Origin of the sequence: Bacillus sp. DX3.1 (assembly GCF_030292155.1) — a bacterium.
In the GTDB taxonomy this organism is placed as follows: Bacteria; Bacillota; Bacilli; order Bacillales; family Bacillaceae_G; genus Bacillus_A.
Genome location: NZ_CP128153.1, coordinates 615,116 through 630,685, shown reverse-complemented (window position 1 = coordinate 630,685; position 15,570 = coordinate 615,116). Strand labels below are relative to the sequence as shown.

The 15,570-nt window shown below is 38.4% G+C and carries 12 protein-coding genes and 1 tRNA gene; 1 reads left to right on the top strand and 12 read right to left on the bottom strand.

Features of this window, described 5'->3' with window-relative positions:
* Positions 1–42: 42 nt before the first annotated feature.
* From QRE67_RS03095 to QRE67_RS03075, 5 genes are all read right to left on the bottom strand, one after another.
* Positions 43–1,140, bottom strand: coding sequence for a SagB/ThcOx family dehydrogenase (locus QRE67_RS03095; RefSeq protein WP_286123488.1), 1,098 nt, complete (start codon positions 1,138–1,140; stop codon positions 43–45).
* Between the two features lie 21 nt (positions 1,141–1,161).
* Positions 1,162–1,431, bottom strand: coding sequence for a hypothetical protein (locus QRE67_RS03090; protein ID WP_286123487.1), 270 nt, complete (start codon positions 1,429–1,431; stop codon positions 1,162–1,164).
* A gap of 581 nt (positions 1,432–2,012) precedes the next feature.
* Positions 2,013–2,801, bottom strand: coding sequence for a lysophospholipid acyltransferase family protein (locus tag QRE67_RS03085; RefSeq protein ID WP_286123486.1), 789 nt, complete (start codon positions 2,799–2,801; stop codon positions 2,013–2,015).
* Positions 2,801–4,219: a radical SAM/SPASM domain-containing protein gene (locus QRE67_RS03080; RefSeq protein ID WP_286123485.1), complete on the bottom strand. Its 1,419-nt coding sequence runs from the start codon at positions 4,217–4,219 to the stop codon at positions 2,801–2,803. The genes QRE67_RS03085 and QRE67_RS03080 overlap by 1 nt, the downstream gene beginning before the upstream one ends.
* A gap of 127 nt (positions 4,220–4,346) precedes the next feature.
* Positions 4,347–4,565: a hypothetical protein gene (locus QRE67_RS03075; protein WP_286123484.1), complete on the bottom strand. Its 219-nt coding sequence runs from the start codon at positions 4,563–4,565 to the stop codon at positions 4,347–4,349.
* 530 nt (positions 4,566–5,095) lie between these two features.
* Between QRE67_RS03075 and QRE67_RS03070 the strand changes: the two genes are divergently transcribed.
* Entirely contained in the window at positions 5,096–6,721 is a 1,626-nt protein-coding gene (locus tag QRE67_RS03070; RefSeq protein ID WP_286123483.1) for a galactose oxidase early set domain-containing protein, read from the top strand.
* Between the two features lie 623 nt (positions 6,722–7,344).
* Here QRE67_RS03070 and yhbH read toward each other — a convergent pair.
* The 7 genes from yhbH to QRE67_RS03035 all read right to left on the bottom strand — a co-directional run bounded on the left by yhbH (position 7,345) and on the right by QRE67_RS03035 (position 15,561).
* Complete coding sequence (gene yhbH, locus QRE67_RS03065) at positions 7,345–8,508, bottom strand: sporulation protein YhbH (RefSeq protein WP_286123482.1); 1,164 nt, start codon at positions 8,506–8,508, stop codon at positions 7,345–7,347.
* Between the two features lie 701 nt (positions 8,509–9,209).
* Positions 9,210–11,105 (bottom strand): PrkA family serine protein kinase, encoded by a 1,896-nt coding sequence (locus tag QRE67_RS03060; protein WP_286123480.1) that lies wholly within the window; start codon positions 11,103–11,105, stop codon positions 9,210–9,212.
* 625 nt (positions 11,106–11,730) lie between these two features.
* Positions 11,731–12,219 carry a tRNA (uridine(34)/cytosine(34)/5-carboxymethylaminomethyluridine(34)-2'-O)-methyltransferase TrmL gene (gene trmL / locus QRE67_RS03055; protein ID WP_286123479.1) on the bottom strand — a complete coding sequence of 163 codons (489 nt, stop codon included), beginning with the start codon at positions 12,217–12,219 and terminating at the stop codon, positions 11,731–11,733.
* A gap of 56 nt (positions 12,220–12,275) precedes the next feature.
* A complete protein-coding gene (locus tag QRE67_RS03050) occupies positions 12,276–13,163 on the bottom strand; it encodes an amidase domain-containing protein (protein ID WP_286123478.1) in 888 nt (295 codons plus the stop codon).
* Positions 13,164–13,210: 47 nt separating this feature from the next.
* Positions 13,211–14,350, bottom strand: coding sequence for a tRNA epoxyqueuosine(34) reductase QueG (queG, locus tag QRE67_RS03045; protein WP_286123477.1), 1,140 nt, complete (start codon positions 14,348–14,350; stop codon positions 13,211–13,213).
* Between the two features lie 369 nt (positions 14,351–14,719).
* Positions 14,720–14,793, bottom strand: a tRNA-Gly gene (locus tag QRE67_RS03040).
* A gap of 114 nt (positions 14,794–14,907) precedes the next feature.
* Positions 14,908–15,561 (bottom strand): DsbA family protein, encoded by a 654-nt coding sequence (locus QRE67_RS03035; protein ID WP_286123476.1) that lies wholly within the window; start codon positions 15,559–15,561, stop codon positions 14,908–14,910.
* Positions 15,562–15,570: the final 9 nt, after the last annotated feature.

Below are 15,570 nucleotides of genomic sequence, written 5' to 3'. Positions count from 1 at the left end.
CCTAGGAGAACGGCGTAAGAAATGATAGTATGACCGCATCGTTCAGTCTTCTTTGCTACTTCTTGAGAGTCCATTGGCAGGTACACCTGTTACCGCCGTGTAAATAGGAATCTCAGACACTCCGTCAATACCAAGCTCTTGTTCAATCGCAATATCTTGGGTAGCGGCTGTGGTGAAGGGTGCTAGACCTAGGCTAGTGCAAACTAGATGAAATGTCTGACCTAAATGTCCAGCGTCTAATTGAATAACACGATAGGCATTAGTCTGTTTGTATTTCCACATGGTTCTATTAACAACAGCTGTCATAAAAAAGACTACCGCTGCGTCACGTACCCATTCCTGGTTGGAGCATAGACGAACAGCAAGATCCGTAAACATGCCCGTTCTTAGACATTCTAATTCATGTCTTTTTACGGAGTAATGGTATATTCCCGGCGTAACACCATTGACGCGCAGGATTATAGGATACACCTCTATAGGGTGGCGAGCCCCTCCTGAAGGACTAGTCCTAAGAATATAGGGGCCGACTTCATGATCTGTGATTAAATGTGTTCGCCCCCACGTCCATAAGAGTATGTTGGAAAGATCGGATAATGATATCTCTTGTTGAGCGAATGATCTTTTGGTCCGACGTGAACGAAGCACATTCCAGAACTCTCCTGAGGGTTCATCAAAGGATCCTAAAAGCTTGACATCGGAGCGACCGTAGTCTTTGAATGCATCTGGCGGAGGTATCTCGCGTGCAAGGCGAGCCAAACTTGTACGCTGAATTTCAAAGTTATCCTCATACACCACATGCTGGGTTGAGTAATGGAAATATCGTACGTCCTGATTCCACTTCCACTTTTCTTCAATCAAACGCTCTTTTGTATCCAACGCTGATCCTTGAATGATAAGCACGTCCTGTTTAAGCAATTCTTCGATAATCTCATTGGCAACAGGGATTTCTCCAAATCGCTCCAATACAGAAGTTTTAGGGTGGTAGTCATCAATTTCTTGGAGTAGTTGTACAATCAGTGGTGCGATGGTAGTCTGCTTGTTGGTCAAGTAGTTCTCCACTACAAGGGAACTGCCCTCCCAAAATGCAATCAAACAACGAGATCGACGAATACAAATTGGATTCGTATATTTATTTTCCATATTCTACACCTACAATTTTTATCATTCAATACTGCAACATGTATCCCCAGCGTAGTAATAAGCAGCTACCTTGAGATTAGCCATAGGACGAGCCCCTACGTAAAAGCTGATTTCAGCAGGCATTAGCGGATCTGCGTCCTTCCACTGATCAATGATTACTTTCATTTGTTCTTCGGTAAGTTTTATCTGGATCTTTTGGTTCTCCGCATACTTCTTAACGATTTTAGAAGCTTCATGTGGGCCGATTTCTAGTAATGATGATTTTTCAGAATGAGATTCTTTTTCCTGCATGGATTACACCTTCTAATCAATTTGAATTTTTAATACATACATTTTTCCTATTTCTGCTTCCCACTGATATACTCTAATTTATATAACTGATAACTCCTAAGGCCTATGGAGGAGTAAAAAAGGAAGATTAACTTTCCAAAAATGGTACTAATTGATACTATTCCCAATAATAACTTAAAGTAATCACTTTCAAATGCATCGTTTTTATAAGTTATCTACGCAAAATCATTGACTCTGTGTAACTTTAAGAGGGTTGGATATCGAATTAGAGTGTTTTTAGGAATGTTAAACTTCAATTTCTAAGAAGAATAGAAAAGTTAATCATTAGCTATAGGAATTCCTTTTTTAGGTGGAAATTTGCTTTGTGTATTAAATTAGCGGTTTTCGTTTAGGAATCCAGGTGAAAAATCCATTTTCAACCCAAAATTGCGATTAACAAGGGTTATGCTGTCAAAATAAATGTGCCTCAGCCGATAAAGGGAGAGATCCCGGTATAAATTAGACAGGGTCACAAAATGGAATTTATATCCATACTGTGACCCATTTTTACAAGTATTTCGGCCGAATCCCGGATATACCCCTTATGATTCATAATCTGTTCCGATCCAACGTCGATCAACTGAAGGCCATAACAACCATCTTGCTGGATCGGTAAGAATTTCTTTTTCAATTACTTGATTAACACGAATTACGTTATCCAAAATCGTTCCTTGATTAGCCCAAAAAGAGTCAATAACCATACATTCAGTATCACGAAATGATAACAGTTCGATTTGGTAATTGAATTTCTCTGCTAAAGTAAACAAGCCTACGGGAGTTCGAGCCGGGTAAGATAAAAAATTGGCTGTAATGTGTGAACTTTCATCATAACAATAATCAAGCATTGCTGCAATCGGACGTCGTTCTTTAAAAGCACGTATTAGACTGATTCCTGTTGAGCCAGAGCGAAATAAATAAAGATTCTCAAGACCTGCTGCTGACACCATCCAATTAGGTTTTTGAGCAGTAACTAGTAAAGTGTTGTTGGTACAAACTCCCGGTACTAACAGCGGATATTCTGGAAAGTGCCAAGTAAGTATAAGCTTCTGTCGATAATCCGTAATCGGTATTTCAATCTTTTGATTCAAGTTAGCCATAGCAGCATATTTAAAGAAATCACACCATGCTTGAAGAAAATCAGTTTGGAAATAATTGAGAAAAGCAGAACGACTTCCTGTTCGCCGGAGAAAGTGTTGATATGCCCAGTTTGCTTTTTTAGCTATAGTCTCATACCGCTCAACAAATTGTGTACATTCTTCCCTAACAGCTATTGGATTTTTCAATTTGGAAGATAAAGAAGCAACTAAAATTTCTTCATCAGTGAAGGTCATTAGCTAGCTCTCCATTCCTTTGTACTATGTCTATGAATATTATAATAATCAAATAGAGGCATATTGTTTCCTGTGGCAAATTCTTGTAATAATTCGGGATAAAGGTAAAGAGATAAAGCACATTCCACTGGATCTACGGATTGTGGAGTTTTGTGATTTGAAATAGCTTTTGCGACACAGGTTCCTCCACATAAGCCAAATACAGCACAAGTTGAGCAATTAGAGCTATTTTCACGAAGCCATTCGTTTCGTTTCGATACAGCTAATCGTGCTGGATGTTTTGAGTTTTCTGGTACTTGTGATTTACTACTACCTAATACAAAAAAAGAATCGTAAATACAGTCACATGAGCGAAGAGAACCCTCCGCATCAACCACTAAGAAATCACCGGATGCTCCACATGCACCTTTGTAACAAAAATCACGCGGTTGGAAAGTAAAAAGATTGTTCATACGTCCAATTATACTCTTAATTGCTAGCTTCTCAATTTGCCGCTGACGAATCATGCGAAATAATTCTTTGTAAAGATCAACTGCTTCATTCGGGGTGAGCATCTCATCATAGAGAGTTTCACCTCTCCCTACAAGATCTAGAAAACTGATAGATAACCCACCTACTCCCTTATCCTGTAACCAAAGAGCAAAATCGGGTATATGTCTAGCAGAAGTACGGGAAGCTACTGCTAAAAAGCCACAGCGTTCTTTAACAAAAGTTGGGTACCGTTTCAATAATTCTTGTACTGATTTCCATGGGGTCCGACCTCTGTTTACAACTCGAAGCGCATTACTTTCTTCATTAGCACCATCAAGGGATATCCCAACAGAGAAATTATACTTATCTAGAAATGAAACAACTTCTTCATTAAAAAGGGAACCATTGGTCTGTATTGAAAAACCTATCCGTGAAACAGAACCAGCTTCTCGAATTGCAAAATTAACAACTTCCTTTATTAAATCAAAACGTAATAACGGTTCCCCCCCATGAAAAGCAATAGATAAACTAGACTGTTTTGATAAAAGAAAAGAAATAATCTCTTTAATTCGCTCGAAATTTAAACGTGCTTTAAATCTCTTTGCGTCATAGTCATAGCAATAAGAACATTCAAAATTGCATGCACCTGTTAATTTTAATAAAAGTGCATTAGGATACGGGTTCTGAACAAGTACTGTATCAGGATGGGGTTTCCCATCCGCATAAAGGACACCCGCTTCCCATAATGATTTTATAATTTTCTGGCTTTTTATGTCTGTTCCTTCAAGAGTCTGTTTACTTTCACTTAGATACTTACTAATAGTGTCGTATTCCATTGTATTTACAATGCACCAACCAGTACTTCGATCAGCTAGTATTGCCACATCATCTCCCTCGAGAGAAAGAAGACGATGACTAGCCATAGACAAAACCGAATTGTTATTCATTTTTTATCCTCACCTACAATTCTTCATATACATTTAATTTTTTTGACTTGTTATGTTTTCCAGACTAACTTACTTTCTTAAGCTTAATTACATATAGTTTATCCTATTAAATTTTTTTTAAATTATCCTACTGGCAAGTAGCCTTCGACCACAATCTACTTGCATAACCGGTACCTATTGGACCACCATCAGCATGAGACACAGTTCGCACTACCACGTCTGAAAAACTATCTACCTTACACTTTAAAGGTTCAAGCGCTTTCTCCAAGGTATTGGAAATATCCTCCTTACTGACCGTTTCATCAACTACAACCTCTAAAGAAACCTCAATTTTCATTTTAGCCATATCTTTAACCTCCTTTAAATTATTACTAATGCAATATAATGTTTTCCATTAAAAGGTAAGAATATACCCTTTTTAACAGAATAATGCGTTAGGAATTTAGGGAAGGGTTTAGGGAGTAATAGTACCAGCGGCCAATTTAGATTACGGTAAAATTGAAACCGACATTGTCGGTGGTAATCTTCTAAAGTACCAACAAAAGATTTTCCTAAAACACTAGATTTTCCCGATAGTAAAATTGTCCGCTGGAATAATGGAACCAAAATTTAGGAATAAGCCTAAGAGAACATTGCTGGAGTGGCCGGTTTCCGCAATGGTTTGTATTCTAATATGTGTTAAAAGTGCGTTTTTCTGATGCTGCCTTTGTTTAGGGGTGGTACAACATATTGAGCACAATAGATATACTCACCTTAAATTGGTATATTATCCTAACTGCAAAACAATACTTAAGATAGGGGATGAGCCAGACTCGTGCGAGCTGTAACTACCAGCCACACACCCCAAATATTAATGCAAGTAAGGGGGAGCATAATATGCCTTGGAACAAAAACATCGTTGATTCTCAAATCCTTGCAGTGCATGCTGCGCTATTGCCTACTGGCGAAGATGGAGAAGTGCTACTGCTTGGCGGTGACGAGCATTGGATTGAACAGCAGGAGTCTGCTGGCGGGGATAAGTTTAAGAAAACCCGAATCTATGATGTGAAGACACACTCGATTCTTTCAATAAATGTAGATTCACCTGACTCAGATGTATTCTGTTGCCATCATGCTTTCGCGTCTGACGGTAGTCTCCTGATTGCCGGTGGCACTTCCAAATGGCCAGATCCAGATGACCATCACCATCACGAGCATGACTTTCCAGGTCATCGTCGATGCTGGCTGTATAACGCACGGAACCGCAAATGGGTTGAAGCGGACCGGATGAACAAAAATCCTGACCAGCCTAACGAAGAATCTAGTGGCGGCCGTTGGTATCCCGGTCTTGTAACCCTTGGAAATGGTGATATCATCGCTTTTTTTGGACACCCCGAGCAAAAGGACTTCCGCCACCGCAACACATTGCCTGAGCGCTACAATCTAGAAAGCAATATGTGGACCAACCTGCCTAAACGGATGGCGAATCCCATCTTAGAATCCGGTGAAAATAATGTGCGACACCTGTTTTATCCTCGTGCATTTCTTTTACCTGACGGAATGATTTTCTTCGCCACTCCTATGCCAAGAGACTTTGAGTCCCACGTGGGAGAAGGAGAAGGGACGTATTACAGTACACGCTACAACCCTGATACCGGTAATTATGAGGGTCACAAGATCCCTGAACCCAGTTTTGCTGGATATCTGGACTGGAGCAGGCCAGCTGTACTGCTTCCCTTGCTTCCGGAGGAGGACTACCGCCCGCGAGTACTCTTCTGTGGTGACACCACATCTATTAAAATCGATCTTGGCCTTAATGTTGCGACGCCGCAATGGGAACCTACCTCAACACGTCCTGCCGGGGTCAGCACGCTTACACGCGTATACAGTAACGCTGTGATTCTCCCCAATGGCGAAGTGTGCCTCGTGGGTGGCGTGAACATAGTAAAACCTGAACAAGGTGTACTTAGAACCGAAATATATAATCCGGGCATCAACTGGAACGCCGGCACTTACACTGGATCCGATTCATGGTCGGTGGAATTAGAGCAAGAAGCAAAGTATACGCGCAATTATCACTCAACCGCTCTACTGCTGCCAAACGGTAAGGTTTGGGTAGCTGGCGGCAACAAAGACGCTGATACTGGAAATCCCGACAAGGTCGGCGTCAAGAAAATTGAACTTTACGAGCCGGATTACATAAGCGTGTCTAACCGAGTCCAGATTACTCAAGTTCCTAGAGTCGTACACTACAACGAACCATTCGAAATCGCTCTCGATCAACCAGCGACCAACATCCAGCGTGTGGCTCTTATCCGCAACGGTTCGGTTACTCACTCCACGAACAATGATCAGCGATACGTTGGGGTCCTAATTAACAAAAAAGGTGGAAACAAGATACAAGTGACAGCCCCACCTCACGGCAATGTGGCACCTCCGGGTTATTACATGCTCTGGGTAATTGATAATAATGGTAATCCCTGTCAAAAAGCGAAGTTTATCCGTGTGGCATTTCATGATTGACGTTTAAATCATTAGTCTGCGCGGACAAAGCTCCCACAAAAGGTAGGCAGCCGATGTAAAGAATAGTGATTTTGAAAGCACCGAACAGGAAATGACTGCATTTGTTGCATTAAAAGAGGAAAATTCTAATCTCATTATTAAAGTTATTTTTGAAACATGCCTTAGCAGAAGAAGTAGTAGTAAAAGTCTGTAAAATTTCCAAACAGATGAAAATCGATTTGTTACCGGTTTTAGATTTATATATCAATGAAATTGTGGCTTGGCAAATTAAGAGAGGATCTAAATGCGAATTGATGCTGTTTTTGAGGGTAGAGGGGGGCCGGGGTATGGTACGGTTCACCGAACCTCACCTAAGCACATAGTTGATTTTGACAACAAGATATACATTAGTATCAATCTAATTTTATCATGACATACTAAGGACGTGAGCAATCACGTCTTTTTATTTTAGCTCTTTTCGGTTTATTCTTTGGTATGTGGTGCTACCCCATCGCTATCAAGCTAATAAAAGCAAGTACCCCAAAACGAGAAAATTGACATCTTCATGTGAAAATGTACAAATTATTTGTTTTGGGAGCGTTATAAAATTCTTAAATAGAAGAAAGATTAAATCTTTCCTCTATTTAATTTACTTTTAAGAAAAAAACTTTTAAACAGTTAAAAACATCCTTCTTATTCTTCAATATATAATATCTAAACTTCTCATCCTCAATGTTTTTATAAACAGAAAAAAGGGTAGATGGTGAACGATTGTACTGGTTCACTTCTCCATATCCAAACATACTGGATACTTTCATTAATTCTTGCACAAGCTTCACACAACGAGCGTTATCCGATGTTAAATTATCTCCATCTGAAAAGTGGAATGGATAGATATTATAACGTTCCGGCGAATACTTTCCATTAATGAGCTCAAGTGCTTTTCTATAAACGGAAGAACATATCGTGCCGCCACTCTCTCCTTTTGAGAAGAACTCTTCTTCCGTAACAACCTTCGCTTCGGTATGATGAGCAATGAATTCAATATCTACCGTTTCATACTTTGTGCGCAAAAAGCGCGTCATCCAAAAGAAGAAGCTGCGTGCCATATATTTCTCCCAAATTCCCATCGATCCACTCGTATCCATCATTGCTAATACAACCGCTTTCGATTCTGGTTTTAACACTTCATTCCATGTTCGGAATTTCAAATCTTCCCGATGAATCGGATGGAAAGATGGCTTTCCACTCATCGCATTTCGTTTATAGGCTGATATCATCGTCCGTTTTTTATCAATATTTCCCCATAGACCCGTTTTTCTAATGTCGTTAAATTCAATATGTTCAATGCGATTTTCATCCATCTCTTTCTGCTTTAAGTTAGGAAGCTTTAACTCTTTGAAAAATGCTTGCTCCAATTCTAAAATAGACACTTCTGCTTCATAATAATCTTCCCCAGCTGCATCTCCTGCCCCTTGCCCTTTTCCTGGTCCCTTCTGCTTTTGGCCACCTGATCCATCTCTTGCGACTACATCGCCCACTTTACTATCTCCAGTTCCTTGACCAACATGTTTGTTCTTATCATAGTTATACCTAATTTTATACTCATCTAAAGAACGAATTGGTATTTTTACAACATCCTTACCATTAGACATAACAATACTTTCTTCTGTCACAAGGTCTGGTAAATTGCTTTTAATCGCTTCTTGTACCTTTTCTTGATGGCGTTGTTGATCGTCATGTCCTTTGCGATGGAGGGACCAGTTTTCCTGTGACACTGTATAATTATTTTGGTTTTCTTCGCCCATCCCTTTCCCTCCTTACTGTATTTTTCTTTATTCCGTTTTAACAGACAATACTATCCGACTTTGAGGTTATGATCATACAACAAAAATAGATGAAAAATAACTGTTCATTAGAACTTACTTGTTTCATTGAATCATAAGTGTACGAATAACAGTTTTACCTGTCACTCAGAATACTCTCAGCGAAGATATGGAAATCAAAATTCTTCAGCTGATACGAAAGAAACACAATGCATTGTTGCACACTTTTTCGTTCTGCAACATATTGTATTGTGTTGACTTTTTTCTGTATGAATGGTTGGTTACTCTATCATATGCACATTAGAAAAATAATTGACAATAAATTCATGGAATTGCATCTTAATTTATTATGTTTGGACAAGCCTATATACTGATCAGCGAGAATATTACTACTCGTTCAGCAGGATAAAGTAAAGTTTCGAGCAATGTACATCATGCTATATAAATCCATTTTGATTTTTCGACGTATAAGCCACGGCTATGGATAACAAAAGGTGACCTGCACTCGTTTTCTCTCTTTGTTTTCACTATGTCTGGGCAGGAAAAGGATCTGACCGCTTCTATGCATGGCCGAATGCTCTCCCACCTAAAAAGAAGGGTTTTATCTCGTTTTTTTAATTTGTATTTATATAGATACAAAAACGCTGCCTCGTTTTAAAAAGAGACAGCGTTTTATTATCAAACTATCGATTCAGTAAGCTCCCTACATAACGTAGCAATTCGTTTGCTGATGTAGAATTATAGCCATGATCATTGATTAAGCACGCCACCACTTCATTAATTTTCTTCAGTTGATTTTCATCTGGTGTTTTTGTTGATGTTGTAATCTTCACAATGTCTTTTAAATCAGCAAATAGTTTTTTCTGAATCGCTTCACGAAGACGTTCGTGTGAGTTATAGTCAAAACGTTTTCCTTTACGAGCATACGCAGAAATACGGATTAAGATTTCTTCACGGAAAGCCTTCTTTGCATTTTCTGAAATACCAATTTGTTCTTCAATGGAGCGCATGAGTTTTTCATCTGGACTCATTTCTTCTCCTGTTAACAGATCGCGTAATTTCGATTTATTACAATACGCTTCAACGTTATCTAAATAATTATCCATAAGCGTCTTAGCCGATTCTTCATATGAATACACGAACGCTTTTTGTACTTCTTTTTTCGCAATTTCATCGTATTCTTTCCGTGCGAGTGAAATGAAATTCATATAACGCTCTCGATCTTCATTACTAATAGATGCATGTTGATCTAAACCATCCTTTAAAGAGCGTAATACATCAAGCGCGTTAATAGATGGCACTTCTTTTCGAATAATAGTTGAAGAAATACGATTGATTACGTAACGCGGATCAATACCATGCATACCTTCATCTTGATATTCACGCTGCAGTTCTTCTACGTCAATCGTATTATAGCCTTCTACCATCTCTCCATCATACAAACGCATCTTCTTAAGTAAATCGATGTCTGGACGTTTTGAATCTTTTAAACGTGTTAAAATCGTAAACATTGCTGCAACGCGAAGTGTATGCGGTGCAATATGCACATTGGAAACATCACTTTCTTGAATCATCTTTTCATAAATATGCTCTTCTTCACTAGCACGTAAATTATATGGCACTGGCATCACGATAATTCGCGAATGCAAAGCTTCATTTTTCTTATTCGAAATAAAAGAACGATATTCTGTTTCATTTGTATGAGCCACAATCAACTCATCTGCTGAAATAAGTGCAAATCGCCCTGCTTTAAAATTTCCTTCCTGCGTAAGAGATAATAAATGCCATAAAAACTTCTCATCACACTTTAACATCTCTTGAAATTCCATCATGCCACGATTTGCTTTATTTAATTCTCCATCAAAACGATACGCACGTGGATCAGATTCTGAACCATATTCTGCAATCGTTGAAAAATCAATACTACCTGTTAAATCAGCAATATCTTGTGACTTCGGATCAGACGGACTAAATGTACCAATTCCCGTCCGACGATCTTCTGAGAAGAAGATACGCTCTACAATAACATCTTCAATTCTTCCACCATATTCTTTTTCTAAACGCATCACATTTAATGGTGACAAGTTCCCTTCAATTCTTACATTGTATTCATCATAAAAATCATTCCGTAAATGATGTGGTATTAAATGAAGAGGATCTTCATGCATCGGGCACCCTTTTATAGCAAAAATGGCTCCGCGATCTGTACGCGAATACGTCTCTAGACCTCGTTTTAATATAGTAACTAACGTCGATTTCCCACCGCTAACTGGACCCATTAATAATAAAATCCGCTTTCTAACATCTAAACGTTTGGCAGACGGATGAAAATATTCTTCAACAAGGCGCTCTAATGCATCTTCTAGTCCAAATAATTGATTGCTAAAAAAGTTATATTTTCTTCTACCTTCTACTTCTTCAATTCCAGCATCTTTGATCATATTATAAATACGAGAGTGTGCTGTTTGTGCCACCCATGGTCTTTCTTTTACAAGCTCCAAATACTCAGCAAACGTACCTTCCCATTGTAAACGTTCTTCTGCTTCTCGATGCTGCTCAATCTTCTTTAAAATATCCATTATAGCTCCTCCCCCATCTCCTTGTTCAATCGGATTATTATAAAAGGTATGCGAGGATGTCCTTAAACATTCTTGTGAATCAAAATGAAATCACTCACAAACGCTATAAATTTTATTCCAAAATTAAAAGAAAATTCGGTATAATGTAAATGATGGATAAATTCTTATCCACTCTACTGATTTGATCTCTTATTTACCTCTGCAGAATCTACATAAGATTCAACCGTCCGGCTAACTAAGCTTGAATTTAAAAAGGGGGGATTGGTATGAAATTATTATTAATTTTGGGTGTCTCACTCACATTTCTCACTGCAATTTTCACATCAGGATATAACGATAAACCAGGTACAAACAAAAAGTGATGAGCATATGCCCATCACTTTTTTTGTTTTTTATCCCGCTATTGGCGGGCAGTAATACCCCACCTCAAAGTTAGACAGTCAGTAAAGAATAGGTGGAGAATAAACTTACCAGTAAAAGTCTGATTGGTGCACCTCCACTCTCCCATGCTGTCCGTTAGCGTAGGGCAAAATAAATTCTTTCTATATCAGATACGGAGAAATGTATGATTATATCTATTCAAAAATTATTGATTTTTATAAAAAAAGCCGTCAAATGACGGCTTTTAGTACACAATTTGTAAATCTAAACCTGGGTAATTTTGTTGACGGAATGCTTCATAGATTAAAATCGCTGCAGTATTTGATAAATTTAAAGAACGCACTTTATCTGTCATTGGGATACGTAAGCAATGATCAAAGTTCTCTTCAATTACGTTTGCAGGCAATCCGTTTGTTTCTCTTCCAAATACAAAATAATAATCTTTCTCAGCATTACTATAATTAAACGCTGTATGTGCTTTTTCACCATACTTTGTTAAATAGAAGAATTCACCGTCTTTATTTTTTTCATAAAACTCTTCAATCGAATCATAATACGTAATTTTCACGTGTTCCCAATAGTCTAGACCCGCACGTTTTAGCATTTTATCATCGGTTGAAAATCCAAGCGGTCGAATTAAATGTAACTCTGTTCCAGTTGCTGCACAAGTACGTGCAATATTTCCTGTATTTGCTGGAATTTCTGGTTGATATAAAACAACATGTACTCCCACGATATTCACCTCAATCTTTTCTCTACTACGTATTATACCATTTGAGTGAAAAATCTCTACCCATTAATAATATGAAAAAATTTGTATTTCATTTGCGGCGTATATTTACTGGAATCTTCATAGTTCCAATAGCGCCGGCGACTGTCAGCTGAATGTGCATTCACAAGTGGCATATCATTCGCATCTTTTGCCACAACAATCGTCGTATGATTCCATCGCCCATCATCCTCAAAATCATAAGCAATCACATCGCCAAGTATAAGATCCTCTGGTTTTTCTACCTGTTTAGCGCGTAGTCCTGTTGTAGCTCCTGATAAATACCAATAAAATGAGTGGGCAACTGCCCAGCTCCAGCTCCACTGATTCTGCCTTTGCCACCATCCTTTTCGAATGTTAGGATATCCAGTCATTGGCGTTTCACCCTCATGAAGACACTGTGAAACAAAATTTGTACAATTATCAGGGAAATTGCGATACGCCGGATTACGCTCATCCCACCAGCGTTCTGCATATTTGACTGCTTCTAAGCGATTATAATGATACGAGGCATATTGTCCTTTCGTTACCTCTCGCTCCAGTGTTTCACTTTGCACTTCTTCTACCTGATGTTTAATTGCTTTATCTTCTACAATACGCCCATCTTTCATGCGAATGCGTCTTTCCAATTTCTCTTCTTCAACATAAAATAATTCATGGTGACGAATTAAATATTTTAAATGAACTTGATAATCGACTTCTTGATATTGCTTACTGTTCAGCTGTCTAATAAAAGAGACATCTGCAGTTGCCTTTACAATTTCAGCTTCACGATTTTGAAACAAGTTCTTTTTCCGCTGGAGTACTTGCAATAAATCCGCGGGAACCTCATTCTCATTGATACGTTTACCTGTTATATACGATAAAAATTGTTGCATCTGTTCTTTAAGCTTTTGTTTTACAAACATAGCGTCTCCCTCCCCTATTACAATATGAAGAAAAGAGACATAATCTGCTATTTTTTCTCGGCTAACAATTCGATTCCTCGGTGCATTTCATGAAGGACCTCTTCATCCTTCTCACGTACCATCGCTTTTTCAATTGCTTCTTGAACACCTTCGCCGCCGATTTTCCCTAACGCCCATGCTGCTGTTCCACGAATTACAGGACGAGGATCATCTTTCATAACACCAACTAAATCTGGAATCGCTGCTGTCTCCTTGAAATGAGCAAGAGCCAAAATCGCATTTCGTTGGAGGGGCTTTTTTCCTCGCCATGACCCAGACATAATTCCGTATTTCTCTTTAAAATCACGATTACTAATCGTTAAAAGTGGTGTTAAAAGTGGTTTAACAAGCTCTGGATCCGGTTCCATCTCTGGATGGTTATGAAAATCTTTTCCTTTATTCTTCGGACAAACCGTTTGGCACGTATCACAACCATAAATCCGATTTCCAATTTTCTCTCGATATTCTTCTGGAAGAAAACCTTTTGTTTGTGTTAAAAAGGCAATACATTTTTTTGAGTCTAATTGTCCTCCTTGTATAAGTGCACCTGTCGGACAAATATCAATGCATTTTGTACAGCTGCCACATTGGTCTTCAATTGGCTGATCCGGCGGAAAGGGAACATTGGTAATCATTTCACCTAAATACACGTAAGAACCAAATTCCGGCGTAATAATAGCACAGTTCTTTGCACTCCACCCAATACCAGCTCGTTCTGAAACAGCTCGATCACTTAATTCTCCCGTATCAACCATTGATTTCACTTCTATATCAGGTAATTTTTCGATTAAATAATCTTCTAATTTTTGTAACCGATCCCGTAAAACAAGATGGTAATCTTGTCCCCAAGAAGCACGGCAAAAAATACCACGGCGTTCTCCGCGCTTACTGAGCGGTGCATTTTTTAACTTTGACGGGTACGCTAATGCAATCGCAATAATAGATTTTGCACCTGGCAATAATAGCTGCGGATTTGTTCTTTTCTCAATATCCGATTCTTCAAAACCGGATTGATAATTTAATTGCTGTTGCTGAATTAAGCGTTGTTTTAATTCTTCAAATGGGGAAGCACTCGCAAAACCTATTTTATCTATTCCAATCGTTTTACTATATGCAATTATATCTTGTTTTAATTGTTCAAAATCCATGCTTTGCCTCCTTCTACGATGAATACATATACCTCATCTAACAAGTAGTCACCTACTGATGGTTAGCAATTCACTTGGTAGTAGTACGTGTTCAAAAAGGAGGCTAAAGAGAGCCTAGCAGTTCGAGGCACGGAAGCCACGAGGATACGAAGCATAGATGGAACTACATGAGTACCGAAGTGGCGACGTAACGAAGAAATGCGACTGCTATCTTTACCGGACTTTTTGAACATCCTCTAATAGTATTCCTTATTTCTATTCTCGCATATAATACTCATTTACAAACATTAAAAAACGCAATGCTTCGTTTATCTAAGAAACGAAACACTGCGTTGATAACAAATTATTATGAGAATATAAAATGAGATTTGGAGCGGGTGAAGGGAATCGAACCCTCGACCAGAGCTTGGAAGGCTCTTGTTTTACCACTAAACTACACCCGCAAATATGAAGAAATTATAAATTTTCGGTTAACTTATGTAAAATAGTATAGCATGTACAAAAAGCTGAAGCAAGAATTTTGTCGAAAAAAGACGAAAAAAAGTGATGAATACTCATCACTTTTTCAATTCTTTTTCGATTGCTGCTTTCATACTATCATAATCTGGGTTTGCAAGCTCGCCGCTTACATATACTGAGGGTGCACCTTGTACTTTTAGTTTCAATGCACGATCAAGATCTTTCTGTACTTTATCTTTTATTTCTTTACTATGCATATCTTTTTTGAACTGTTCCACATCAATATTTGGAAGTTTTTCCTTCACCATATTCACAAGCAGTTCTTCTGTAATCCATTCTTCCTTATCACTTTTTTGATTTTGGTATATTTCATCATAGAACTTCCAAAACGCTTCTGGATTTTGTTTATAAATCGCCTCACCAGCCGCTGCTCCTAGCTTAGAATCTTTTCCGATGAATGGGAAGTTAATAAAATAAAACTGTACTTTCCCTTTATTGATATACTCTTCTTTTAAACGAGGTAATACCGTTGCATCCCATGTTCGGCAAGCTGGGCATTTAAAATCGCCAAATTCAACAACCCTAATCGGAGCATCTTTCTCTCCTAATGATTGCTGCGTAGAGTACGCAAACATTTCATTTCCTTTATCTTTTTTATCATTTATAATACTGTACACAATTGTCCCAATTACGATCAGTACTGCAACAGAAAAAACAACGCCAAGAACCATAATTTTGTTTGATGATTTCATATACATTCC